Source organism: Pseudomonas sp. ABC1 (genome assembly GCF_013395055.1).
Taxonomy (GTDB): Bacteria; Pseudomonadota; Gammaproteobacteria; order Pseudomonadales; family Pseudomonadaceae; genus Stutzerimonas.
Genome location: NZ_CP058349.1, coordinates 1,713,711 through 1,735,127, shown reverse-complemented (window position 1 = coordinate 1,735,127; position 21,417 = coordinate 1,713,711). Strand labels below are relative to the sequence as shown.

The window sequence follows — 21,417 nt, the reverse complement described above, 5'->3', positions numbered from 1 at the left end:
CCAATGTCTACGGATGGCGCGGGGCGAGCACTACGCGGTTATGGCGCCTGTCCACCTGCACGGCGGCGATACGCGGCAGGGCGCGCAGGAAGCTGTCGATATCGTCCAGTTGCACCACGGCATCGATCCTCGGCCCGCCGGGCAGGGCATGTACCGGTTGGGGGCGGTGGCGCGACAGGGTGGCGGCGATTTCCGCGAGGTCGGCTTGTTCGAAGATCAGCCGTCCATACTGGTAGGCGAAGGCATTGCTGGCGGTGAGTGACAGGCGTTGTAGCTGCCCGTCCTCCGAGACTTCCGCGACCTGGCCGGCTTGCAGTTGCAGGCGCTGCCCATGAGCGTCCACTTCGACCAGGCCATGCTCGACACTGATGCGCAGCCGGTCCGGCAGGCGGTTGACGACGAAATGCGTACCGAGCACCCGCACCCGTGCCAGGCCGGCGTCGACGACAAAGGGGCGCTGCCGATCCTTCGCCACCTCGAACGAGGCCTCCCCGCGCAGCAGCAGGACCTGCCGCAGCGTTTCGCCATAGATCACCTGCAAGCGCGTGTCGGCGTTGAGGAATACCTCGCTGCCATCGCGCAGGCTGTGGCGCAGGTGTTCACCGATGCGGGTCTGCAAAGGCAGGTCGAAGGCGCTGTGACGGTAGCGGTGCAGGCCGTAGCCTCCGATGCCCAGCAGCAGGAACATCCCGAGGCCGCCGCGCAGGACGTGACGCCGCTTCAGCGTGCGGCGATGCTCCAGCGCATCGGCCAGGGCCTGGCTGCGCGGGATGGAGGAGAAGTCGCCCCAGAGTTCGCAGAAGGCCTGGTATTCGGCCTGGTGTTCGGGGCGCTCGGCCAGCCAGGCCTCGAATTCGGCGCGTTGCGGATGGCCGGCATCGCTGTTCTGCATCCGGCTGAACCAGCGTGCCGCCTGTTCGCGGGCCGCGCTCATGGTTGCAGCAGTTCGCGGGCGGCGCGCAGGTCGAGCAGGGCGCGCATCATATGGCGTTCGACCATGTTGACGCTGATGCCCAGTTGCCGGGCGATTTCCACTTGGGTGCAGCATTCGATGCGGGCCAGCCAGAACACTTCGCGGCAGCGTGTCGGCAGGCAATCGAGGATGCGCTGCAAGGCTTCCAGGCGCTGCTGGATATCCAGCAGGTGTTCGGCGGACGGCGCCATGCCGCCGGACCAGGCATCACCGCAATCGAGGATGCTCTCCGGCAGCTCCGTGTAGCGGGATTCGCGGCGTATATGGTCGATCAGCACCGAGTGGGCGACCCGGCGCAGGTAGGCGTTGGGGCGTTCGAGGGGCTGGGCGTGGCTGCTCATGGCGAAGCGCAGCAGCGCATCGTGCAGCACGTCCTGTGCACGTTGTACGCAGCGGGTCTGCCTGCTCAGGCTGAGCAACAGGTCGCCATAGGCCCAGCGCAGGTCGATGCCTTGCCAGTTCATGCCGCGTACCCTCGGAGTGCCGGAAAGGCGGGCAAGGATACGTGGGTGGGAATCGTTCGTAAATAAGACCCGGAGCCGCTCAGACGCCTTCCAGGCTGCCGATGACGATGGACTTGATGATGAAGCCGAGCACGCCGAGGCCGAGGGCGAAGAACAGTACGAGCGTGCCGTAGCGGCCAGCCTTGGACTTCTTCGCCAGGTCCCAGACGATGAAGGCCATGAACAGTACGAGACCGCCGACGAGGATGATCATCATCCATTCTTCGAAGACTTCGGGTTCCATCAGTAACTCCGTTGGCAACGCTTGCTGGGCGCCAGGGGTGGGGTGAGAGCGGCCTTGTCGTCGCGTCAGGATGTCACGGCAAGGCGCGCCGATTATACGCGATGTGTCACCCTTGTCCGGTGCGGGGCCGCTTGTGTTGTCCTGATACGCTTCGACACTGGCGTGTGCTGGCACTTTGGCGGAAGATAGGCCGCCTTTCGCCTCCCGTCGTGGAACAGGGCCGGTCATGGGCCGCAGAGATGCCGTTCGGCATGGGCGTTCTATCGCGAGATATCTATGAAGGTTAAGGATTTGTTGCGTTTTCCAGGTCTGGCCCTGTTGGCCGGCCTGTTGTCGCTGGGTGGCTGTGCAACGCCACCCCCCGTGGCGTTCTATAGCCTCGATAACGGTGCGCCAAGCGTGCCCGCTCAGGTCGGGGACGTCGCCGTGCTGCTGGGGCCGGTGACGCTGGCGGGCTATCTGCAACGCGATACGCTGCTCCAGCGTCAGCCGGATGGCAGCCTGGCGGAAGCGCCGGGCAAGGCGCGCTGGGCGACCGGCCTGCAGCAGGATGTCGAACAATTGTTGTTGCGCCAACTGGCCTGGCGTTTGAACAGCCAGCGGCTGGTCCTGGCGCCGGCTGACCAGGGCTTCGTGCCCGATGTACAGGTCGAGCTGTCGATCACCCGCCTGGATTCCGGCCCCGCGCAACTGGCGGTGCTCGAAGCCCAGTGGCGTCTGCTGGACAAGAACGGCAAGCACCTGGGCAGTCGCCTGGTGGCGCTGGACGAGCGGCACCAGGGCGATGTGGCCGATCAGGTGCGGGCACAGAGTGTCCTGCTGCAACGCTTGAGTGCCCAGTTGGGCGAGGCGATTCGCGAGGTACGCCAGGCGACGACCAAGGCGCCTGTGATCCAGCGACCACGCACCCAGCCCCGGGTAGAGGCTGCACCGTCCCGACGTCCGGCCGAACCCATCCGCACGGACATGGAAGTGTTCCGTTTCTGACCTTGGGCGCCTGCCGCGTATCGACGTGCCTGGATGACGCCGCCGGTGCGCATGGCGCACCCTGCGGTGGGTCCAACCGAATGCCTGCCCGCCGTTCGCTGTCGAATCCGTAAGCAGGATGCGCGACCTAACCCTCTATACCGCTTCACCGACTGGGAACCCCGATGGCCAAACGCCAATTGAACCGCAGACAAAGCTGGCGCATAGACAAGATTCAGGGGGAGCGTGCCGCCCGCGCCGCCAAGCGCGAGTCGCGCCTGGTGGAGGAGCTGGAAGGCGGCGACCTGGGGCCGGAACAGACGGGCCTGGTCATCGCCCACTTCGGGGTGCAGGTCGAGGTCGAGGCCGAGGATGGCGAACTGGCGGGTGGGGTGTTCCGCTGCTACCTGCGCGCCAACCTGCCGACCCTGGTCACGGGTGATCGCGTGGTCTGGCGCCCGGGCAACCAGGGTATCGGCGTGATCGTGGCGCAATTGCCGCGCGTGTCCGAGCTGTGCCGTCCGGATACCCGCGGTCAGTTGAAGCCGGTCGCAGCCAATGTCGATCTGATCGTCATCGTGTTCGCGGCACAGCCCGAACCCCACGCCAACCTGATCGATCGCTACCTGATCGCCGCCGAGCATGCGGGCATACAGCCGATGCTGCTGCTGAACAAGGCCGACCTGGTCGGGCCGGACAATAACGTGGCGTTGCAGGAACTGCTATCGGTGTACCGTGAGCTGGGCTATCCGCTGCTGGAGGTGTCCGCCAGCCAGGGGCAGGGTATGGCGGAACTGAAGGCGCGCCTGGATGGCCATGTGAGCGTGTTCGTCGGGCAGTCCGGGGTCGGCAAGTCGTCGCTGGTGAATGCACTGCTACCTGGGGTGGATACCCGGGTCGGCGCCTTGTCCGAAGCCACCGGCAAAGGCACGCACACCACGACCACCGCACGGCTGTTCCACTTCCCTGGCGGGGGCGAGTTGATCGACTCTCCGGGTATTCGCGAGTTCGGCCTGGTGCATGTCAGCCGTGACGATGTCGAGGCCGGTTTCGTCGAGTTCGCCGAGTACCTCGGGCGCTGTCGTTTCCGTGACTGCAAGCATGACCGCGAGCCTGGCTGCGCCTTGCTCGCGGCGCTGGAAGCAGGGCATATCCGGCCGCAGAGAATGGCCAGCTATCGCTATATCCTCGGCGGCTTGGCGGATAACGCCAAGTCGTAGCAAAAACGTGCCGGACAGCGCCGCTCAGATCGGCGCTATTTATCGTCCGGCCGCTTGGCGACGATGTCTTCCAGGCTCAGTCCGGTCAGGCCGTTGATGGTCTTCCAGAGGAAATAGAAGATGGCGATCATCATCAGCATGCTGGGGATGGCGATCATCGGGTAGCTGAGCAGGGTCATGCGCCCAAGCTCTGCGTTGAAGGCCTCGCTACCGGCCGGGCTGACGACGATCCACTTGGCCAGCACGTAGTTCATCACCGAGGAAAAGAAAAAGGTCCCGCTCAGCATGTAGGTCGCCCGCAACAGGCGCGCCTCGAAGTCGGCGGTCTTGCCCTTGAGTTCCAGTTGTTCCTGGATGCGTTCGACATTCAGCACGTTGGGGTTGTAGAGCAGGGTGCGGATCAGCGGAAAGCGCGTGCGGGTCGAGGCCAGCACCGCGATGCCGATGACGCCGGGAACCGCCGCTTCCTTGATCGCCAGCCACTGGGTATCCAGTTGCAGCAGGCCGATCCCGCCGGTGAGCAGTACGCTGACCATGCCGAGCAGGGCGATCCAGTTGAGCTTGCGGTACTTGAGCAGCTCCAGCAGTCCCCAGCCGAGAGGGAAGGCTAGGGCGGCGAGAAGTGCGCCATCGGCTCCCAGCCGATCTTCGCCACTGAGCTTCATCAGGATCAGCGACGGGATCACGATACTGACGGCCAGGTCCACCAGTGGGCGGGGCTTGTGCTGCGGAGTGCGTGTTTCGGACATGGAGGCGTTCAGGCTCGTGATGGAAAGGTTCGGGGCCGTGCGGGCTCCATGGTTGTCGTGGCGTCAGGGCTCGGCGGTGTCGGTGTCACTGTGCTTCTTCACCCATTGGCTGTATTCGAAACCGAGTACCACCAGAATCGCCATGGCGAATGGCAGCAGCAGGTAGAAGACGCGGAATACGATCAGTGCGGCCAGTACGTCGGCGGTCTGCAATTCCGGCAGTGCCGCCAGGAAGGTCACTTCGAGTACGCCCAGGCCGCCGGGCGCATGGGAGAGCAGGGCCAGGGAAAAGGATACGAGGAATACGCCGAGGATCACCAGGTAGCCGGGGTTGTTCTCGGCCGGCAGGGCGAAGTAGATGATGGCGGCGGCACAGACCAGCTCCAGCGGGCCGGCCAGCAACTGGCGACCGACAATCGGCAGGCGTGGGTATTCGATGGTCCATTTGCCGAGCCGCAGCGGCGGCATCTGCCGCCAGGCGCCGATGGTATAGAGGCCGACCAGGCCGAGCAGGGCCGCACCGATGGCGATGGTGATCCAGGGCTCGACGTCGATGACACGATCCAGCAGGTGCGGGTTGAGCACCAGTACGCAGCCGGCCGCGAGGATCACGCCGAGGGCGAAGGTCAGCGAGCAGAAGACGATGAGGATGCCGATTTCCTGCGGTGTCAGGCCTTTGCTGCGGTAGGCGCGGTAGCGCACCACGGCCCCGGAGAACACCGAGGCGCCGATGTTGTGGGCCAGGGCATAGGTGGTGAACGAACACAGGGTGATGAACCACCAGGAAATGTGCCGGCCCAGGTGCGCCATGGCGATGCGGTCGTACCAGGCCAGCGCCGCGTAGGCGCCGAGCGTGGCCAGCGCGGCGAGTATCCAGTTCTTGTGGCTGATGGCCTTGAGACTGCCGGTGAGGTCATCCAGAGAGATGGTACGGATCTCGTGATAGAGCAGATAACCGGACAGAAGTACCGCCACGATCCCGATCAGGGTCCAGGCGGCATCACTCCTTTTCATCATGGGGGCTCCTCGGCCTCTTCTGGTTGTTGCGGCCCGGAGCGGAGTGGCTGGCGAGGCAGGTCAGTGATCATGACTGACCGTCTTCCTCTGCCCATGCCCTGGTGCAGGCGGCTACGCGCGATTTCCATCAACGGTGCCGCTGCAGTCCGCCCATTGCCGTTGGGACATGCCCGCTGACAGATGGCTGTCGTTGGCCGGTTGGAGCAGGCGGGAAGCCCGATCCGTTCGCATGGCCTGACGCAGTAGCCCGCTTTTCATTAAGGGTGTGAAGGGTACACCCTCGACCCCGCCCGGCGCGAGCGCTTGCGGCCTTCTTGGTGTTTCAAACTTTTCCACTGCGGCTGTCGCCGAGCGTTTGCAGAGTGTGCGATCACTCGGATGCGGGTGGCGCACCCTGTGAGGGCTTTGTATGTCAGTCGTTCGGCGTTATTGAACGCGGCTCAGTGTTCGAGCCACTGCGCCAGCAGCTCTCGCAGGCGCGAGAGTTCCAGCGGCTTGCCGAGGTGGTCGTCCATGCCGGCCTCGTCCGCCTGCTCGCGGTACTCGGCGAGGGAGTGGGCGGTCAGGGCGATGACCGGTGTGCGTGGGTGGCCTTGCCGTTGTTCCCACTCGCGCAAGCGTTGTGTGGCGACGAAGCCATCCATGACCGGCATCTCGCAATCCATCAGCACCAGGTCATAGGTGTTCGACTGGAGCGCGGCGAGCGCTTCTTCGCCGTTGTGGGCGATGTCCGCACTGAAGCCGAGCCGGGCGAGCATGCTGCAGATGACCTGCAAGGATGTGGCGTCATCCTCCACGACGAGAATGCGTGCGGTGCCGGACGAGCCCGCCGCTATCGCCGAGGCGGCCTGGACAGGCTGGGCTGCCCGGTGGGCCAGTGTTTCGGCCAGGGTCGTGCGCAAGGTGTAACCGGCCACGGGTTTTGCGAGGATCTGGCGGATACCGGCGGCGCGGGCGCTGGCCCGGCTCGGTGCGTCGCTCATGCCGGTCAGCATGATCAGCAGCAGGTCAGGGTTGATGTTCGGGTCTTCCTTGATCTTCGCCGCCAGTTGCAGGCCGCTCATGCCTGGCATGTCCTGGTCGAGCAGGACGGCATCGAAGTATTCCTGCAGGTTGGCCTTGGTCCTGAGCAGCGCCAGGGCCTCTCGCCCGGAGGCCGCCGTGCTGACCTGCATGCCCCAGTTGCTGCATTGCAGCATCAGTACTTTGCGGCAGGTGTCGTTGTCATCGACGATCAGCAGCCGGGTACCTTGCAGTGTGCCCTCCTGATCCGTCTCTGGCTGGTCGAGGCGGCTGATGTCGAGCGGCAGGCTCAGCCAGAAGGTGTTGCCCTGTACGCTGTCGCTGTCGACGCCGGATTCGCCGTGCATCATGCCGATGAGCTTGCGCGCGATGATCAGGCCCAGGCGGCCATGGTGTTTGCCGGAGAGCAGGTCGCGGCTTTCGAGGTCGTCGTTGCGCAGCACCGCGCGTTCCTCCGGCGACAGAGGGGCGCCGCTGTCCTTCACGGTGATACGCAGGCTGGGGGGCGCGTCGTTTTCTTCGAGCGTGGCGCTGAGCAGGATTTCGCCTTCCTCCGTGTGGCGGATGGCGTTTTCCAGCAGGTTGAGCAGTGCCTGGCGCAGGCGTGCCGGGTCGCCGCTGATGACCCTCGGCAGGCGCGGATGGATGAAGCCGATCAGCTCGATGCGTTGCCGCTCGGCACGGCCACGGTGAATGCCGAGGCAGTCCTCGATCAGCGCATGGAGGTCGAACTGCACGTCGTCCCGCTCGACCTCGCCTTCCTCGAGTCGGGAAATGTCGAAGAACTCGTTGATCAGGCTCAGCAGTTCGTTGCCCGAGCTGTGGATGGTCTGGACGTACTCCCGCTGCTTTTGCGACAGCGAGGAACTCAGCAACAGCTCGCTCATGCCCAGCACGCCATTCATCGGCGTGCGCAGTTCGTGGCTGATCCGCGCCAGGATCTCGGCCTTGGTCCGCAGTTCGGCGCTGTTTACCGCGTGGGCGGTGAACTGGTTGCGGCGGTTCGACTGTATCTGGCCGAGGCGCTCATGCTGGGCAAGGCTGAGGATCAGCCCGCAGATACCGGCCAGCCCGAATATCACGCCGCCCAGCCAGCCCGCTGGAAGCTGAGCCAGCCCCAGCAGGGCGGGCAGCAGCAGGGTGAAACCGAGGGTGAACAGGGCGCAGCCGATGATGAGCAGGCGCGCCGGGAGATAGCGTTGGCGCCAGTGGTGCAGCGCGACGATGATCACGCTGGCGTTGGCCACGACGCAGGCTATGTGGGCCAGCCAGGTCTTCCAGAGTGGGCTCTGCAGCACGATGAGCATGGCCAGGAGGGCCAGAGCCGCCATCTGCCCGTTCAGCAGCCAGGTGCTCCAGGCGCGCTTGCGCCGGGCGAAGAAGGCACGGGTGAAGCCCAGCAGGCAGAAGCTGGCGAGGAGCGCGGAGAGATCGGCAATCGTGGCCTGGATCGGACTCAGTGCGGGCAACAGCACCGGCAGCAGGCCGAAGTTGATGATGGCGCAGGGCAGCAGCGCCGCGTGCAGCATGGCCAGCCACAAGTGGCCGCTGCTGCGCACCAGGGCGAAGCGCAGCAGGTTGTGCAGGGCCAGCAGCGCCAGTGCGCCGAACAGTGCGCCGAACAGATAGGCAGGGCCTGACTCGTTGGCCAGCCCGGCCTCGTCGAGGACATCGAACCAGGTCAGCAGCGGATGGTTCGATTGCAGGCGTATGAAGGCCTGGCGCGGCTGGTTGTCGTTGGGCAGTGCGAACAGGTAGGAGCGCGTCGGCAGCGGGCGTGCGCTGGCCGGTCGGCGGTCGCCGGTCTCCTGGTAGCGCTCGACGGTGTTGCCGTTGAGCAGATAGAAATCCAGGTACTGGACACGCGGTGCGAACAGCGAGATCCAGTGCGGTGTCGTGCTGGGGGGAATGCTCAGTTGCAGCCAGATGGCGCGGTCGCTGGCTGGCGAGGCGTGGGACTGATGATTCAGGCGCTGGAACAGTGCGCGTTGCTCGAGGACTTCATCGAAGCTCAGCAGGCCCGAATGATCGACCAGGATGCGCCAGTTCTGTGGGTTCTGGTCCGTCGACGAGGCGCCGGCGTTCATGAACAGGTCGGAGGTGAGCGCGCCAACGGAGAACGGCGCCGCCACACTCACGAGCAGACAGAGGGAGAAAATGGCAGTCCAGAGCCGACGCACAGGGGCAATTCCTTTATGTGGTCGGCGCAGTATAGAGGAGCTGTCGTGCGTGTGACGGCAGATTTTCCTGGTCACACGCACCCACTCTAGCGGCGTCAGTCGTTCTGCTGCTCACGGGCGATGGCACGGTAGCCGATGTCCTTGCGGTAGAAGCCGCCGTCCCAGTCGATGGCGGCCGCCAGGGCGTACGCATTGTGCTGGGCCTGGCTGACGCTGTCGCCCAGTGCGGTGGCGCAGAGTACGCGACCGCCGGCAGTGACTACCTGGCCGTCCTGCAGGCTGGTGCCGGCGTGGAAGACTTTGCCTTCCAGGCGCGCGGCCACGTCGAGGCCGTGGATCGGTGTGCCCTTGGCGTAGTCGCCTGGGTAGCCGCCCGCCGCCAGTACCACGCCCAGGCTCGGGCGTTCATCCCATTGGGCTTCGATCTTGTTCAGCGCCTTGGCCAGGGCGGCCTCGACCAGCAGCACCAGGCTCGATTGCAGGCGCAGCATGATCGGCTGGGTTTCCGGGTCGCCGAAGCGGCAGTTGAATTCGATCACCTTGGGCGCGCCGCTCTTGTCGATCATCAGGCCCGCATAGAGGAAGCCGGTGTAGACGTTGCCCTCGGCCGCCATGCCACGCACGGTCGGCCAGATGATCTCGTCCATGACCCGCTGGTGCACGTCGGCGGTGACCACCGGGGCCGGGGAGTAGGCGCCCATGCCGCCGGTGTTCGGGCCGGTATCGCCGTCGCCGACGCGCTTGTGGTCCTGGCTGGTGGCCATCGGCAGCACGTTCTCGCCGTCGACCATGACGATGAAGCTGGCTTCTTCGCCGTCCAGGAACTCTTCGATGACGACACGCGAACCCGCGTCGCCGAACACGTTGCCGGCGAGCATGTCGCGCACGGCGTCTTCGGCTTCTTGCAGGGTCATGGCGACGATCACGCCTTTGCCCGCGGCGAGGCCATCAGCCTTGATCACGATGGGGGCGCCTTTCTCACGCAGGTAGGCCAGCGCCGGTTCGATTTCGGTGAAGTTCTGGTAGTCGGCGGTGGGGATCGCCTGGCGTGCCAGGAAGTCCTTGGTGAAGGCCTTGGAGCCTTCCAGCTGCGCGGCGGCGGCGGTCGGGCCGAAGATGTCCAGGCCACGGCTACGGAACAGGTCGACCACGCCTTTGACCAGCGGCGCTTCCGGGCCGACGATGGTCAGTTGTACGTTCTGCGCGGCGAAATCGGCCAGGCGTTCGATGTCCAGCACGTCGATATCGACGTTCTCGCATTTGGCTTCGGTGGCGGAACCAGCGTTGCCCGGTGCCACGAAGACCTTGGCGATGCGCGGGTCTTGCGCCACTTTCCAGGCCAGGGCGTGTTCGCGACCGCCGCTGCCGATGATCAATACGTTCATGTCTCTCTCCCATTGGAGGCGAGCCGGAGGCCCGTTCGGTGGATAAGCGAAGCGTCATCCACTCTATGAATTCCGAGGTCGCGATGAAGCCGGTAGATGCTAGGCGCCCTGGGTTTCGACAAGCGGAGTTGCCTACTGGCAATGAGCATTGGCGGAACCCGGGGCAACAACGCAGATGCCGGTTTCAGTGCGGCCGATTTTAGTGCCTGAAGTGGCGCATACCGGTAAACACCATGGCAATGCCTGCTTCGTCGGCGGCATCGATCACTTCCTGGTCGCGCATCGAGCCACCCGGTTGGATCACAGCGGTGATGCCAGCCTTGGCGGCGTTGTCGATGCCGTCGCGGAATGGGAAGAAGGCGTCCGAGGCCATCACTGCGCCCGGTACCGACAGGCCGGCGTGCTCGGCCTTGATCGCGGCGATGCGCGCCGAGTTGACGCGGCTCATCTGACCCGCGCCGACACCGACGGTCTGGCGGTTCTTGGCATAGACGATGGCGTTGGATTTGACGAACTTGGCCACTTTCCAGGCGAAGATCAGGTCATGCACTTCCTGCTCGGTCGGGGCGCGGCGGGTCACCACCTTGAGGTCCGATGTCTGGATCATGCCGATGTCGCGGCTCTGTACCAGCAGGCCGCCGTTGACGCGCTTGAAGTCCCAGGCGGCGGCGCGTTCGGCCGGCCACTCGCCGCATTCGAGCAGGCGCACGTTGGCCTTGGCAGCCACCACGTCACGGGCGGCGGCGCTGATCTTCGGTGCGATGATCACTTCGACGAACTGGCGTTCGACGATGGCCTTGGCGGTTTCGCCATCCAGTTCGCGGTTGAAGGCGATGATGCCGCCGAAGGCCGATTCGCTGTCGGTGGCGTAGGCCAGGTCGTAGGCCTTGCGGATGCCGCCTTCGTTTTCCGGAACCACGGCCACGCCGCACGGGTTGGCGTGCTTGACGATGACGCAGGCCGGCTTGACGAAGCTCTTCACGCATTCCAGCGCGGCGTCGGTGTCTGCCACGTTGTTGAACGACAGTTCCTTGCCTTGCAGTTGTACTGCAGTGGAGACGCTGGCTTCGCCCTTTGCCGCCTCGACGTAGAACGCCGCGCTCTGGTGCGGGTTTTCGCCGTAGCGCATCTCCTGGGCCTTGATGAACTGGCTGTTGAAGGTGCGCGGGAACTGGCCGCGATCTTCGGTGGACAGGGTGTCGCGTGCCTGGTCGATGGTGCCCAGGTAGTTGGCGATCATGCCGTCGTAGGCAGCGGTGTGCTCGAAGGCTTTCAGCGCCAGGTCGAAGCGCTGGGCGTAGCTCAGGCCACCGGCCTTGAGGGACGCGACGATGCCCGCGTAGTCGCCGGCATTGACCACGATGGCCACGTCCTTATGGTTTTTCGCGGCGGAGCGCACCATGGTCGGGCCGCCGATATCGATGTTCTCGATGGCATCGGCGAGGTCGCAACCCGGCTTGGCCACGGTAGCGGCGAAGGGGTAGAGGTTGACCGCGACCAGGTCGATCGGCTTGATGCCGTGCTCGTCCATCACTGCGCCGTCAATGGCGCGACGGCCAAGGATGCCGCCGTGGATTTTCGGGTGCAGGGTCTTGACCCGACCGTCCATCATTTCCGGGAAACCGGTGTAGTCGGCCACCTCGATCGCGGCGATGCCGTTCTCGCGCAGCAGTTTGTAGGTGCCGCCGGTGGAGAGGATTTCCACGTTCAGCGCGGACAGCTCACGGGCGAACTCGACGATGCCGGTCTTGTCGGAGACGCTGATCAGCGCGCGGCGGACGGGCAATAAGGTGGTTTGGTCGGTCATAACGTTCCTAGGGGTACAGGCTATAGGCTACGGACGATGGGCGGGCGCGGCTTGGCCAGCGTCCCGCCAGCGCTTTCAAAGAAGATCGTATTGCTTGAGTTTCTTGCGCAGGGTGCCCCGGTTGAGGCCCAGCAACTCGGAAGCCTTGGTCTGGTTGCCCTTGACGTGGCTCATCACGGTTTCCAGCAGCGGCGCTTCGACTTCGGACAGCACCAGGTTGTAGACGTCGGTGACATCGGCGCCTTCGAGGTGGGCGAAATAGTTGTGCAGCGCCTTTTCGACACAGGCGCGCAGCGTCTGTCCCGACTCGCTGGGCGCGTTCAGGTGCTGCTTGAAGTTCAGGTTGTCGCTCACGGCTGTCGTTCCGGTTACCAATGTTTCATTAAGCAGCGTCATGCGGCTACCCCCTTTCCTTCCCCTGCGCCGGCGCTCGTGCGGTATTCGGCAAAGAATGCCCGGATACTCGTGCACTGTGCGTCTCGGTCTTCCAGACGGTTGAACCGGGAGCGGAAGTCCCGCGCCCCCGGCAGTGTTGTCAGATACCAGCCGACATGCTTGCGTGCGATACGCACACCCATGACGTCGCCATAAAAAGCATGCAGGGCCGCCACATGTTCCAGCAGGATGCTTTCCTGCTCGGCTGCCGACGGCGGCGGCAGTAGCTCGCCGGTCGTCAGGTAATGTTCCATCTCGCGAAATATCCAGGGACGTCCCTGGGCCGCCCGCCCGATCAGCAGGCCATCGGCGCCGGTCTTGTGCAGGACCTCGCGGGCTTTGTGCGGCGAGTCGATATCACCGTTGGCGAATACCGGGATCGACAGCGCCTGTTTGATCGTGGCGATGGTCTCGTATTCTGCCTCGCCATTGTAGAGATCGGTGCGGGTGCGACCATGTACCGCCAGTGCGGCAATGCCGGACTGTTCCGCGATGCGTGCCACCTGCGGGCCGTTGCGGTGTTCGCGGTCCCAGCCGGTGCGGATTTTCAGTGTGACCGGCACGGACACGGCGGCGACCACGGCTTCGAGAATCTCGGCGACGAGCGTCTCGTCCTTCATCAGCGCGGAACCGGCGGCCTTGTTGCAGACCTTCTTGGCCGGGCAGCCCATGTTGATGTCGATGATCTGTGCGCCCATGTCGACATTGCGCCGGGCGGCCTCGGCCAGCATCTGCGGGTCGCCGCCGGCGATCTGTACCGAGCGTGGCTCGTCGTCGCCTTCGTGCGCCATGCGCAGGCGCGACTTGCGGCTGTTCCACAGGCGCACATCGCTGGTGACCATCTCGGACACCACCAGGCCGGCGCCCAGCCGCCGGCACAACTGACGGAACGGCTGGTCGGTGACGCCCGCCATCGGCGCGAGAATCAGCCGATTGGGCAATGTATAGGGGCCGATGCGAACCGATGACATGGAGATTCCCTGCTGGTGGAGCCTGTTCACGAGTTATCGAAATTGCCCTGCCGAGCGGGGCCGTACGAACCACTCCGAACAGGTGCCGGGGTCGATCGGGGACTGCAAAAAAGGGTGGGCATGATACCCGCTCCGTATGACCGGATAAAGGTCGATTTGAACAAAATCTGAACAGTCGGGCGTGGCCGGCAGGGCAATCGCATGAAGCATTTCTTCCCTCTTCCATTCATGGGGGGAGGAGCCGGGGAAAGGGTTCTTGCGTTTTTTGCCCTCTCCCCAGCCCTCTCCCGCAGGCGGGAGAGGGGGTAAAAGCCATGGATGTCCGAATGGTCTGCTCGTATGAGCAGGTATGGCGACCTTATGCGGTTGCCCTGGCGTAGTCTGGGGTGCGTGTCACTCCGGCGAGTGGAAGTGCAGGCTGTAGTTCACGGCATTGGCGCCGGGGTCGAGGATGTCCAGGGCGATATGGATCGGGACCTGGGAGGGCATTTCAGTCTGCCCGGCCAGCTCGCCGGCCAGGTATTCGCCGGGCTTGAAGGTCCTGCTGGCGAGCAGGGTGCCATTCAGGTCGGCGAAGCGGATTTCCAGCAGCGGGAAGGGCTGGGGAAAGTCGGCACGGTTATACAGGATGGCATCCACCACCAGTGCCGAGGTGAATTCCGGGTGGCTGCGCACCACCAGGTTGCTGCTCTTTATCTGGCCGATATCGACGCGGCTCGGCACTTCGCAGCCAAGTTCCGGGCACAGGCGCTCCAGCCAGGGGCGGTACTGTTCCTGACGGGCCAGTTCCTCGAAGTTGTAGACCACGTACTGCCCGGCCAGGGCCAGCAGCGCCAACAGGTTCAGCGTGCCCCAGAGCAGCCAGCGGCCCCAGGGTTTGCGGGGCTTGCGCCAGTCGAGCTGCAGCGGATCGTCTTCAAGTTCGACACGGCTGGTGCGGGTGGCGGCGGGTTGCTCGTTGGCAGGCGGCGGAGCGGGTGGCTCTTCTTCCGTTGCTGCGACCAGCGTCGGTTCCTGGCGGGTGTCGTCGGGTTCCGTTTCGACTGCCGGCTCCAGCGGGGCGGTTGGCTCGCTGGGCAGGGGTTCGTCCTGGGGCTCGGGTTGTTGCTGTTCCTCGGCCTGGAGTTTGGCCAGCTCTTCGTCCAGATCGAGGTTGTCCAGGTCCAGCGCGGCGGGCGCGGGTGGTTCACTGGACGTCACGGTGTCGAGTGCTGCGCGTTCCGTATCCAGTGGTGTGGACGGTTGTTCGTCCGCTGGCGGCGTATCCGGTTGCAGGCTGTGCTTGGCGTTGAACAGCTCCATGCAGGCTCCGCAACGGACCAGGCCCCGGGCGACGCCCAGTTGGGCATCGCTCAGGCGAAAGCGGGTCTGGCAGTGGGGGCACTGGGTGATGAAGCTGCTCATGCGGGTATCCGGTGGAAATTGCCCGCTAGTCTATGGGGTGCGGCGGGTGCGCGCCACCCCAGGCCCACTGGCCGGCCAGTGTCCTTCCTTTATATGTTTCGATCATATGCACCTGTATTTCCGGCCAGTTCCAGCCTGTTGTCGGGCGGCGGGTGTGCGTATAATCGGCCACTTTATGATCAAGAAGCGCGCCATGCAGCTGGTTCGAGGTCTTCAAAATCTGCGGCCCGAACACCGGGACTGTGTCGCCACCATCGGTAATTTCGACGGCGTTCATCGTGGGCATCAGGCTATCCTGGCGCGTCTGCGCGAGCGTGCGTTGGAGCTGGGAGTGCCCAGTTGCGTGGTGATCTTCGAGCCGCAGCCGCGAGAGTTCTTCGCACCTCAGGCAGCGCCGGCGCGATTGTCACGGTTGCGCGACAAGCTCGAATGGCTGACCGCCGCCGGTGTGGACAGGGTGTTGTGCCTGGCGTTCAATCGCCGCTTGCGGGAATTGAGCGCCGCCGAGTTCGTGCAGAAGGTGCTGGTCGATGGCCTGGGTGTTCGGCACCTCGAGGTTGGCGACGACTTCCGCTTCGGTTGCGACCGCGCCGGGGATTTTGCCTTTCTCGCCGAGGCGGCGCAGCGCGAAGGCTTTACCGTCGAGGCGGCGCACACGGTGCTGATCGACGGGGTGCGTGTCAGTAGCACGCGGGTGCGCGAGGCGCTGGCGGCGGGGGATTTCGCCCAGGCCGAACAACTGCTCGGCCGACCGTTCCAGATCACCGGCCGCGTGCTGCATGGCCAGAAGCTGGGCCGGCAACTGGATGCGCCGACCGCCAATATCCAACTCAAGCGCTGCCGGGTGCCGCTGAGCGGGGTGTACATGGTCAGCGTCGAGCTGCAAGGCCGGGCGTGGCCGGGCGTGGCCAATATCGGCGTGCGGCCCAGCGTGGCCGGTGACGGAAGTGCCCATCTAGAGGTACATCTGCTGGACTTTTCCGGTGACCTGTACGGGCGCCGATTGACGGTGGTGTTCCACCACAAGCTGCGCGATGAGCAGCGCTTCGTTTCGCTGGATGCACTCAGGTCGGCCATCGCCGCCGACATCGCCGCGGCCCGTGAGTACTGGGCGGCGTCACCTTTCACCATGAGTCAGGACTGAAATGACCGATTACAAAGCGACCCTCAATCTGCCGTCCACGGCGTTTCCGATGAAGGCCGGTCTGCCACAGCGCGAGCCGGAGATTCTGCAGCGCTGGAACAGCATTGACCTGTACCGGAAACTGCGCGAGATCGGCGAGGGTCGTCCGAAATTCGTCCTGCACGACGGCCCGCCCTACGCCAACGGCAGCATCCATATCGGCCATGCGCTGAACAAGATCCTCAAGGACATCATCACCCGTTCCAAGTCCCTGAGCGGCTATGACGCCCCCTATGTGCCGGGCTGGGACTGCCATGGCCTGCCGATCGAGCACAAGGTGGAAACCACCTTCGGCAAGAACCAGCCCGCTGACCTGACCCGCGAGCGTTGCCGCACCTATGCCGCCGAACAGGTCGCCGAGCAGAAGGCCGGATTCGTGCGCCTGGGTGTGCTGGGCGAGTGGGACAACCCCTACCTGACTATGAACTTCGCCAACGAGGCCGGTGAAATCCGCGCCCTGGCGCGCATGGTCGACAACGGCTTCGTGTTCAAGGGCCTGAAGCCGGTCAACTTCTGTTTCGACTGCGGTTCGGCGTTGGCCGAGGCCGAGGTGGAGTACCAGGACAAGAAATCCGACGCCATCGACGTGGCCTTCCCGGTCGAGGATGCCGACAAGCTGGCCGCCGCCTTCGGCCTGGCCAGCCTGGGCAAGCCGACCGCCATCGTCATCTGGACCACCACGCCCTGGACCATTCCGGCCAACCAGGCGCTCAATGTGCACCCCGAGTTCACCTATGCGCTGGTGGACACTGGCGAGCGCCTGCTGCTGCTGGCCGAGGAGCTGGTCGAGAGCAGCCTGCAACGCTATGGCCTGCAGGGCGAGATCGTTGCCCGTGCGCCGGGCACGGCACTGGAACTGATCAACTTCCGCCACCCGTTCTACGAACGCCTGTCGCCGGTCTACCTGGCCGAGTACGTCGAGCTGGGCGCTGGAACCGGTATCGTCCACTCGGCGCCGGCCTATGGTGAGGACGACTTCCGTACCTGCAAGCAATACGGCATGCACAACGACGACATCCTCAACCCGGTGCAGAGCAACGGTGTCTATGCCGAGTCACTGCCGCTGTTCGGCGGCCAGTTCATCTGGAAGGCCAACCCGGACATCGTCGCCAAGCTGGATGAAGTCGGTGCGCTGCTCAAGCATGAAGTGATCAACCACAGCTACATGCACTGCTGGCGCCACAAGACACCGCTGGTCTACCGCGCCACCGCCCAGTGGTTCGTCGGCATGGACAAGCAGCCGAACCAGGGCGCGACCCTGCGCGAGCGCTCGCTGGCCGCCATCGACGAGACCGCCTTCGTCCCGGCCTGGGGCCAGGCGCGCCTGCACAGCATGATCGCCGGCCGTCCGGACTGGTGCATCTCGCGCCAGCGTAACTGGGGCGTGCCGATTCCCTTCTTCACCCACAAGGCAAGCGGCGAGTTGCACCCGCGTACCGCCGAGTTGATGGAGGCGGTCGCCCAGCGCGTCGAGCAGGAAGGTATCGAGGCCTGGTTCAAGCTGGACGCCGCCGAGCTGCTGGGCGACGAGGCTGCGGACTATGACAAGAGCCGCGACACCCTGGACGTCTGGTTCGACTCCGGCACCACCCACTGGCATGTGCTGCGCGGCTCCCATGCCGGCCTGGGACATGCCAGCGGCCCGGTCGCCGACCTCTATCTGGAAGGCTCCGACCAGCACCGTGGCTGGTTCCACTCGTCGTTGCTGACCGGCTGCGCCATCGACGGCCACGCCCCCTACAAGCAACTGCTGACCCACGGCTTCACCGTCGACGAGCAGGGCCGCAAGCAGTCCAAGTCGCTGGGTAACGTGATCGCGCCGCAGAAGGTGATCGACAGCCTGGGCGCCGACGTGCTGCGCCTGTGGGTGGCGTCCACCGACTACTCCGGCGAGATGGCGGTGTCCGAGCAGATTCTCCAGCGCAGCTCCGATGCCTACCGGCGTATCCGCAACACCGCGCGCTTCCTGCTCTCCAACCTCAGCGGCTTCGACCCGGCACAACACCTGCTGGCGGATGACCAGTTGATTGCCCTGGACCGCTGGGCCATCGACCGCACCCTGCTGTTGCAGCGCGAGATCGAAGAAGCCTACGACAGCTACCGTTTCCTCAACGTCTACCAGAAGGTGCACAACTTCTGCGTGCAGGAACTGGGCGGCTTCTACCTCGACATCATCAAGGACCGCCAGTACACCACCGGCGCCGACAGCCTGCCGCGGCGTTCCTGCCAGACCGCGCTCTACCATATCGCCGAAGCGCTGGTGCGCTGGATCGCGCCGATCCTCAGCTTCACCGCCGACGAAATCTGGCAGTACCTGCCAGGCGAGCGTAATGAGTCGGTGATGCTCAACACCTGGTACCAGGGCCTGAGCGAGCTGCCGGCCGACGCCGAGCTGGACCGTGCCTTCTGGGATCGCGTGATGGCGGTCAAGGCGGCGGTGAACAAGGAGCTGGAGAACCAGCGCGCGGCCAAGACCATCGGTGGCAACCTGCAGGCCGAAGTCACCCTGTATGCCGAGGACAGCCTGTCCACCGACCTGGCGCGCCTGGGCAACGAACTGCGCTTCGTGCTGATCACCTCGGCGGTGCAACTGGCGCCGCTGGCCGGTGCTCCGGCCGACGCGGTGGTCAGCGAACTGTCCGGCCTCAAGCTGACGGTACGCAAGACCGAGCACGCCAAGTGCGGCCGTTGCTGGCACCACCTGCCGGACGTCGGCAGCAACCCGGCGCACCCGGAGATCTGTGGCCGCTGCGTAGACAATATCGAAGGCGCCGGCGAGGAGCGTCACTATGCCTGATCTGCAGAAGACGCCTGGCCGTTTCGGCAAGCTCGCCTGGCTCTGGCTCAGCGCCCTGGTGCTGCTGCTGGACCAGGTGAGCAAGCACTGGTTCGAAGGTGCGCTGACGTTGTACCAGCGCATCGAGGTGATCCCCGGCTATTTCAGCTGGACCCTGGCCTATAACACCGGCGCCGCCTTCAGCTTCCTGGCCGACCATTCGGGCTGGCAGCGCTGGCTGTTCGCGCTGATCGCGATTGGCGTGAGCGCGGTGCTGGTGGTCTGGCTCAAGCGCCTCAAGCCCGGCGAGACCTGGGTGGCGATCGCCCTGGCACTGGTGCTGGGCGGTGCCATCGGCAACCTGTACGACCGCATGGTGCTGGGCCACGTGGTCGATTTCATCCTGGTGCATTGGCAGAACCGCTGGTACTTCCCGGCGTTCAACCTGGCCGACAGTGCCATCACCGTTGGCGCCGTGATGCTGGCGCTGGACATGTTCAAGGGCAACAAGAGCGGAGAATCGGTATGACAGAGCAACGCATCGGCCCGGACACACAGGTCACGCTGCATTTTTCCCTGAGTCTGGCCAACGGCGAACTGGTCGACAGTACCTTCGACAAGAAGCCCGCCACCTTCAAGGTTGGCGACGGCAACTTGCTGCCGGGCTTCGAACAGAAGCTCTTCGGCCTCAAGGCCGGCGACCGCTGCACCTTGCAGATCGAGGAGCAGGACGGTTTCGGCCAGCACAACCCGCAGAACGTGCAGGTCATGCCGCGCAGCCAGTTCGACGGCATGGAACTGTCCGAAGGCCTGCTGGTGATCTTCAACGATGCCGCCAACACCGAGCTGCCCGGTGTGGTCAAGGCATTCGACGAGCAACGGGTGACCATCGACTTCAACCATCCGCTGGCCGGCAAGCCGCTGACGTTCGACGTGGAAATCTTCGACGTACAGCCCGCCTGAACCTGCACGGGGCGCGTGCGTCGCGCCTCGCATGCATCAGCCTCGCGCTGCGTTACACTCTTTCCCGTCTTTTCGCGTGCAGATACCCGCCATGCAAATCAAACTCGCCAATCCTCGCGGCTTCTGTGCCGGCGTCGACCGCGCCATCGAGATCGTCAACCGCGCCCTGGAAGTGTTCGGGCCGCCGATCTACGTACGCCATGAGGTGGTGCACAACAAGTTCGTGGTGGAAGACCTGCGTGCGCGTGGTGCCATCTTCGTCGAGGAGCTGGACCAGGTACCGGACAATTTCATCGTCATCTTCAGCGCCCATGGCGTGTCCCAGGCCGTGCGCCAAGAGGCCGACAGGCGCGGTCTCAAGGTGTTCGACGCGACCTGCCCGCTGGTGACCAAGGTGCACCTGGAAGTCACCAAGTACAGCCGCGACGGGCGCGAATGCATCCTCATCGGTCACCATGGCCACCCCGAGGTGGAAGGCACCATGGGCCAGTACGACACGCGCAACGGCGGTGCCATCTACCTGGTCGAGGATGAAGAGGATGTCGCCAGTCTCAAGGTGCGTGACCCTGATTCGCTGGCGTTCGTGACCCAGACCACGTTGTCGATGGATGACACCAGCCGTGTCATCGATGCCCTGCGCCAGCGCTTTCCCAACATCGGTGGGCCGCGCAAGGACGATATCTGCTACGCCACGCAGAATCGGCAGGACGCGGTCAAGCAATTGGCCGACGAGTGTGACGTGGTGCTGGTGGTGGGCAGCCCCAACAGTTCCAACTCCAACCGCCTGCGCGAGCTGGCCGAGCGCATGGCCACGCCGGCCTACCTGATCGACGGTGCCGAAGACCTGCGCCGCGAATGGTTCGAGAACATCCAGCGCATCGGCATCACCGCCGGGGCTTCGGCGCCCGAGGTGCTGGTGAAAGGGGTGATCGAGCAATTGCGCGCCTGGGGTGCGACCGACTCCTCCGAACTGGACGGCCGCCCGGAGAACGTCACCTTCTCCATGCCCAAGGAGCTGCGACTCAAGGCCATATAGGTGGCCGCAGGCTCAGGCTATAAGCTGGACGGAAGCGCGTGGCGGGATTTTTTCCTCATCCACGCGGCTGTTTCCAGTGTCCAATGCGGAACCCCACAATGAGTTATTCCCTGTTGCATCTGCTGCACCTGCTGGGCGCCATCGGCTTCATCGGGGCGCTGTTCTACGAGGTGGCGATCCTCGACCGGGTCCGGGTCGCCTTGCCCGGCGCCTTTTCCAGCGAACTGAGCCAGGCCGTCGGCAAGCGTTCGCGGCAGGTGCTGCATGCCGTGGTGCTGTTGGTCTATGGCGCAGGCCTGGGTCTGGCCTGGCACCATCGGGAGGTGTTGGCGCAACCGTTCGCCAGCAGCTTCGCGACCTTGCTGAGCCTGAAAATCCTGCTGGCGCTGCTGGTCTTCCTGTCATTCGGCCTGGTGGCCGTGCTGTTGCGGCGCGGGGCGATGACACCGGTCCTCTATCGCCGGCTGCATGCGCTGGTGCTGGCGCAGATGCTGGTCATCGTGGTGCTGGCCAAGGCGATGTTCTTCGTGCACTGGTAGGAACCTGATTCCGATCAAGTACGCCCGCCTGCCCGTTGCTGTA

19 protein-coding genes are annotated in these 21,417 nt (G+C 64.7%); 8 read left to right on the top strand and 11 right to left on the bottom strand.

The genetic code is table 11. The features are described 5' to 3' along the window. Positions 1-7: 7 nt before the first annotated feature. The 3 genes from HW090_RS07695 to HW090_RS07685 all read right to left on the bottom strand — a co-directional run bounded on the left by HW090_RS07695 (position 8) and on the right by HW090_RS07685 (position 1,720). Positions 8-934 (bottom strand): FecR domain-containing protein, encoded by a 927-nt coding sequence (locus tag HW090_RS07695; RefSeq protein ID WP_179112959.1) that lies wholly within the window; start codon positions 932-934, stop codon positions 8-10. Then, positions 931-1,437, bottom strand: coding sequence for an RNA polymerase sigma factor (locus HW090_RS07690; RefSeq protein ID WP_179112958.1), 507 nt, complete (start codon positions 1,435-1,437; stop codon positions 931-933). The genes HW090_RS07695 and HW090_RS07690 overlap by 4 nt, the downstream gene beginning before the upstream one ends. A 79-nt stretch (positions 1,438-1,516) precedes the next feature. Next, positions 1,517-1,720, bottom strand: a complete 204-nt coding sequence (locus HW090_RS07685; RefSeq protein ID WP_179112957.1) for a DUF2788 domain-containing protein — start codon at positions 1,718-1,720, stop codon at positions 1,517-1,519. Between the two features lie 276 nt (positions 1,721-1,996). Between HW090_RS07685 and HW090_RS07680 the strand changes: the two genes are divergently transcribed. Continuing rightward, positions 1,997-2,707 carry a membrane integrity-associated transporter subunit PqiC gene (locus tag HW090_RS07680; RefSeq protein ID WP_179112956.1) on the top strand — a complete coding sequence of 237 codons (711 nt, stop codon included), beginning with the start codon at positions 1,997-1,999 and terminating at the stop codon, positions 2,705-2,707. Between the two features lie 164 nt (positions 2,708-2,871). Next, positions 2,872-3,906: a small ribosomal subunit biogenesis GTPase RsgA gene (rsgA, locus tag HW090_RS07675; protein WP_179112955.1), complete on the top strand. Its 1,035-nt coding sequence runs from the start codon at positions 2,872-2,874 to the stop codon at positions 3,904-3,906. A 35-nt stretch (positions 3,907-3,941) separates the two neighbouring features. Here the strand turns inward: rsgA and HW090_RS07670 are convergent, their stop codons facing one another. The 8 genes from HW090_RS07670 to HW090_RS07635 form a co-directional block, all read right to left on the bottom strand. Next, positions 3,942-4,655 (bottom strand): VC0807 family protein, encoded by a 714-nt coding sequence (locus HW090_RS07670; RefSeq protein ID WP_179112954.1) that lies wholly within the window; start codon positions 4,653-4,655, stop codon positions 3,942-3,944. 63 nt (positions 4,656-4,718) lie between these two features. Beyond that, positions 4,719-5,672 (bottom strand): lysylphosphatidylglycerol synthase domain-containing protein, encoded by a 954-nt coding sequence (locus tag HW090_RS07665; protein ID WP_179112953.1) that lies wholly within the window; start codon positions 5,670-5,672, stop codon positions 4,719-4,721. 440 nt (positions 5,673-6,112) lie between these two features. Next, complete coding sequence (locus HW090_RS07660) at positions 6,113-8,782, bottom strand: response regulator (protein ID WP_179114859.1); 2,670 nt, start codon at positions 8,780-8,782, stop codon at positions 6,113-6,115. A gap of 188 nt (positions 8,783-8,970) precedes the next feature. Then, complete coding sequence (gene purD, locus HW090_RS07655; protein ID WP_179112952.1) at positions 8,971-10,260, bottom strand: phosphoribosylamine--glycine ligase; 1,290 nt, start codon at positions 10,258-10,260, stop codon at positions 8,971-8,973. Positions 10,261-10,459: 199 nt separating this feature from the next. Then, complete coding sequence (purH, locus tag HW090_RS07650; protein WP_179112951.1) at positions 10,460-12,067, bottom strand: bifunctional phosphoribosylaminoimidazolecarboxamide formyltransferase/IMP cyclohydrolase; 1,608 nt, start codon at positions 12,065-12,067, stop codon at positions 10,460-10,462. A gap of 75 nt (positions 12,068-12,142) precedes the next feature. Continuing rightward, complete coding sequence (gene fis, locus HW090_RS07645) at positions 12,143-12,463, bottom strand: DNA-binding transcriptional regulator Fis (protein WP_179112950.1); 321 nt, start codon at positions 12,461-12,463, stop codon at positions 12,143-12,145. After that, positions 12,460-13,473: a tRNA dihydrouridine synthase DusB gene (gene dusB / locus HW090_RS07640; protein ID WP_179112949.1), complete on the bottom strand. Its 1,014-nt coding sequence runs from the start codon at positions 13,471-13,473 to the stop codon at positions 12,460-12,462. The genes fis and dusB overlap by 4 nt, the downstream gene beginning before the upstream one ends. Positions 13,474-13,866: 393 nt before the next feature. Continuing rightward, positions 13,867-14,877 (bottom strand): DUF3426 domain-containing protein, encoded by a 1,011-nt coding sequence (locus tag HW090_RS07635; protein WP_179112948.1) that lies wholly within the window; start codon positions 14,875-14,877, stop codon positions 13,867-13,869. 193 nt (positions 14,878-15,070) lie between these two features. Here HW090_RS07635 and ribF point away from each other — a divergent pair, with 193 nt between their 5' ends. From ribF to HW090_RS07605, 6 genes are all read left to right on the top strand, one after another. Next, positions 15,071-16,021, top strand: coding sequence for a bifunctional riboflavin kinase/FAD synthetase (gene ribF / locus HW090_RS07630; protein ID WP_179112947.1), 951 nt, complete (start codon positions 15,071-15,073; stop codon positions 16,019-16,021). Between the two features lies 1 nt (position 16,022). After that, positions 16,023-18,857 carry an isoleucine--tRNA ligase gene (gene ileS, locus HW090_RS07625; RefSeq protein ID WP_179112946.1) on the top strand — a complete coding sequence of 945 codons (2,835 nt, stop codon included), beginning with the start codon at positions 16,023-16,025 and terminating at the stop codon, positions 18,855-18,857. After that, positions 18,850-19,365: a signal peptidase II gene (gene lspA, locus HW090_RS07620; RefSeq protein ID WP_179112945.1), complete on the top strand. Its 516-nt coding sequence runs from the start codon at positions 18,850-18,852 to the stop codon at positions 19,363-19,365. The genes ileS and lspA overlap by 8 nt, the downstream gene beginning before the upstream one ends. Then, a complete protein-coding gene (locus HW090_RS07615) occupies positions 19,362-19,799 on the top strand; it encodes a peptidylprolyl isomerase (protein WP_179112944.1) in 438 nt (145 codons plus the stop codon). The genes lspA and HW090_RS07615 overlap by 4 nt, the downstream gene beginning before the upstream one ends. 91 nt (positions 19,800-19,890) lie before the next feature. Next, positions 19,891-20,835, top strand: coding sequence for a 4-hydroxy-3-methylbut-2-enyl diphosphate reductase (gene ispH, locus HW090_RS07610; RefSeq protein WP_179112943.1), 945 nt, complete (start codon positions 19,891-19,893; stop codon positions 20,833-20,835). A 98-nt stretch (positions 20,836-20,933) separates the two neighbouring features. Further along, positions 20,934-21,374 (top strand): hypothetical protein, encoded by a 441-nt coding sequence (locus HW090_RS07605; protein ID WP_179112942.1) that lies wholly within the window; start codon positions 20,934-20,936, stop codon positions 21,372-21,374. Positions 21,375-21,417: the final 43 nt, after the last annotated feature.

What these genes read in the sequence shown, in the direction of transcription:
- HW090_RS07665 (WP_179112953.1), bottom strand. Translation starts at nt 5,672, where the DNA reads ATGATGAAAAGGAGTGATGCCGCCTGGACCCTGATCGGGATCGTGGCG.
- HW090_RS07670 (WP_179112954.1), bottom strand. Translation starts at nt 4,655, where the DNA reads ATGTCCGAAACACGCACTCCGCAGCACAAGCCCCGCCCACTGGTGGAC.
- ileS (WP_179112946.1), top strand. Translation starts at nt 16,023, where the DNA reads ATGACCGATTACAAAGCGACCCTCAATCTGCCGTCCACGGCGTTTCCG.
- ribF (WP_179112947.1), top strand. Translation starts at nt 15,071, where the DNA reads ATGCAGCTGGTTCGAGGTCTTCAAAATCTGCGGCCCGAACACCGGGAC.
- HW090_RS07695 (WP_179112959.1), bottom strand. Translation starts at nt 934, where the DNA reads ATGAGCGCGGCCCGCGAACAGGCGGCACGCTGGTTCAGCCGGATGCAG.
- HW090_RS07605 (WP_179112942.1), top strand. Translation starts at nt 20,934, where the DNA reads ATGAGTTATTCCCTGTTGCATCTGCTGCACCTGCTGGGCGCCATCGGC.
- HW090_RS07690 (WP_179112958.1), bottom strand. Translation starts at nt 1,437, where the DNA reads ATGAACTGGCAAGGCATCGACCTGCGCTGGGCCTATGGCGACCTGTTG.
- dusB (WP_179112949.1), bottom strand. Translation starts at nt 13,473, where the DNA reads ATGTCATCGGTTCGCATCGGCCCCTATACATTGCCCAATCGGCTGATT.
- purH (WP_179112951.1), bottom strand. Translation starts at nt 12,067, where the DNA reads ATGACCGACCAAACCACCTTATTGCCCGTCCGCCGCGCGCTGATCAGC.
- HW090_RS07635 (WP_179112948.1), bottom strand. Translation starts at nt 14,877, where the DNA reads ATGAGCAGCTTCATCACCCAGTGCCCCCACTGCCAGACCCGCTTTCGC.
- ispH (WP_179112943.1), top strand. Translation starts at nt 19,891, where the DNA reads ATGCAAATCAAACTCGCCAATCCTCGCGGCTTCTGTGCCGGCGTCGAC.
- HW090_RS07660 (WP_179114859.1), bottom strand. Translation starts at nt 8,782, where the DNA reads ATGAACGCCGGCGCCTCGTCGACGGACCAGAACCCACAGAACTGGCGC.
- HW090_RS07680 (WP_179112956.1), top strand. Translation starts at nt 1,997, where the DNA reads ATGAAGGTTAAGGATTTGTTGCGTTTTCCAGGTCTGGCCCTGTTGGCC.
- lspA (WP_179112945.1), top strand. Translation starts at nt 18,850, where the DNA reads ATGCCTGATCTGCAGAAGACGCCTGGCCGTTTCGGCAAGCTCGCCTGG.
- purD (WP_179112952.1), bottom strand. Translation starts at nt 10,260, where the DNA reads ATGAACGTATTGATCATCGGCAGCGGCGGTCGCGAACACGCCCTGGCC.
- HW090_RS07685 (WP_179112957.1), bottom strand. Translation starts at nt 1,720, where the DNA reads ATGGAACCCGAAGTCTTCGAAGAATGGATGATGATCATCCTCGTCGGC.
- HW090_RS07615 (WP_179112944.1), top strand. Translation starts at nt 19,362, where the DNA reads ATGACAGAGCAACGCATCGGCCCGGACACACAGGTCACGCTGCATTTT.
- fis (WP_179112950.1), bottom strand. Translation starts at nt 12,463, where the DNA reads ATGACGCTGCTTAATGAAACATTGGTAACCGGAACGACAGCCGTGAGC.
- rsgA (WP_179112955.1), top strand. Translation starts at nt 2,872, where the DNA reads ATGGCCAAACGCCAATTGAACCGCAGACAAAGCTGGCGCATAGACAAG.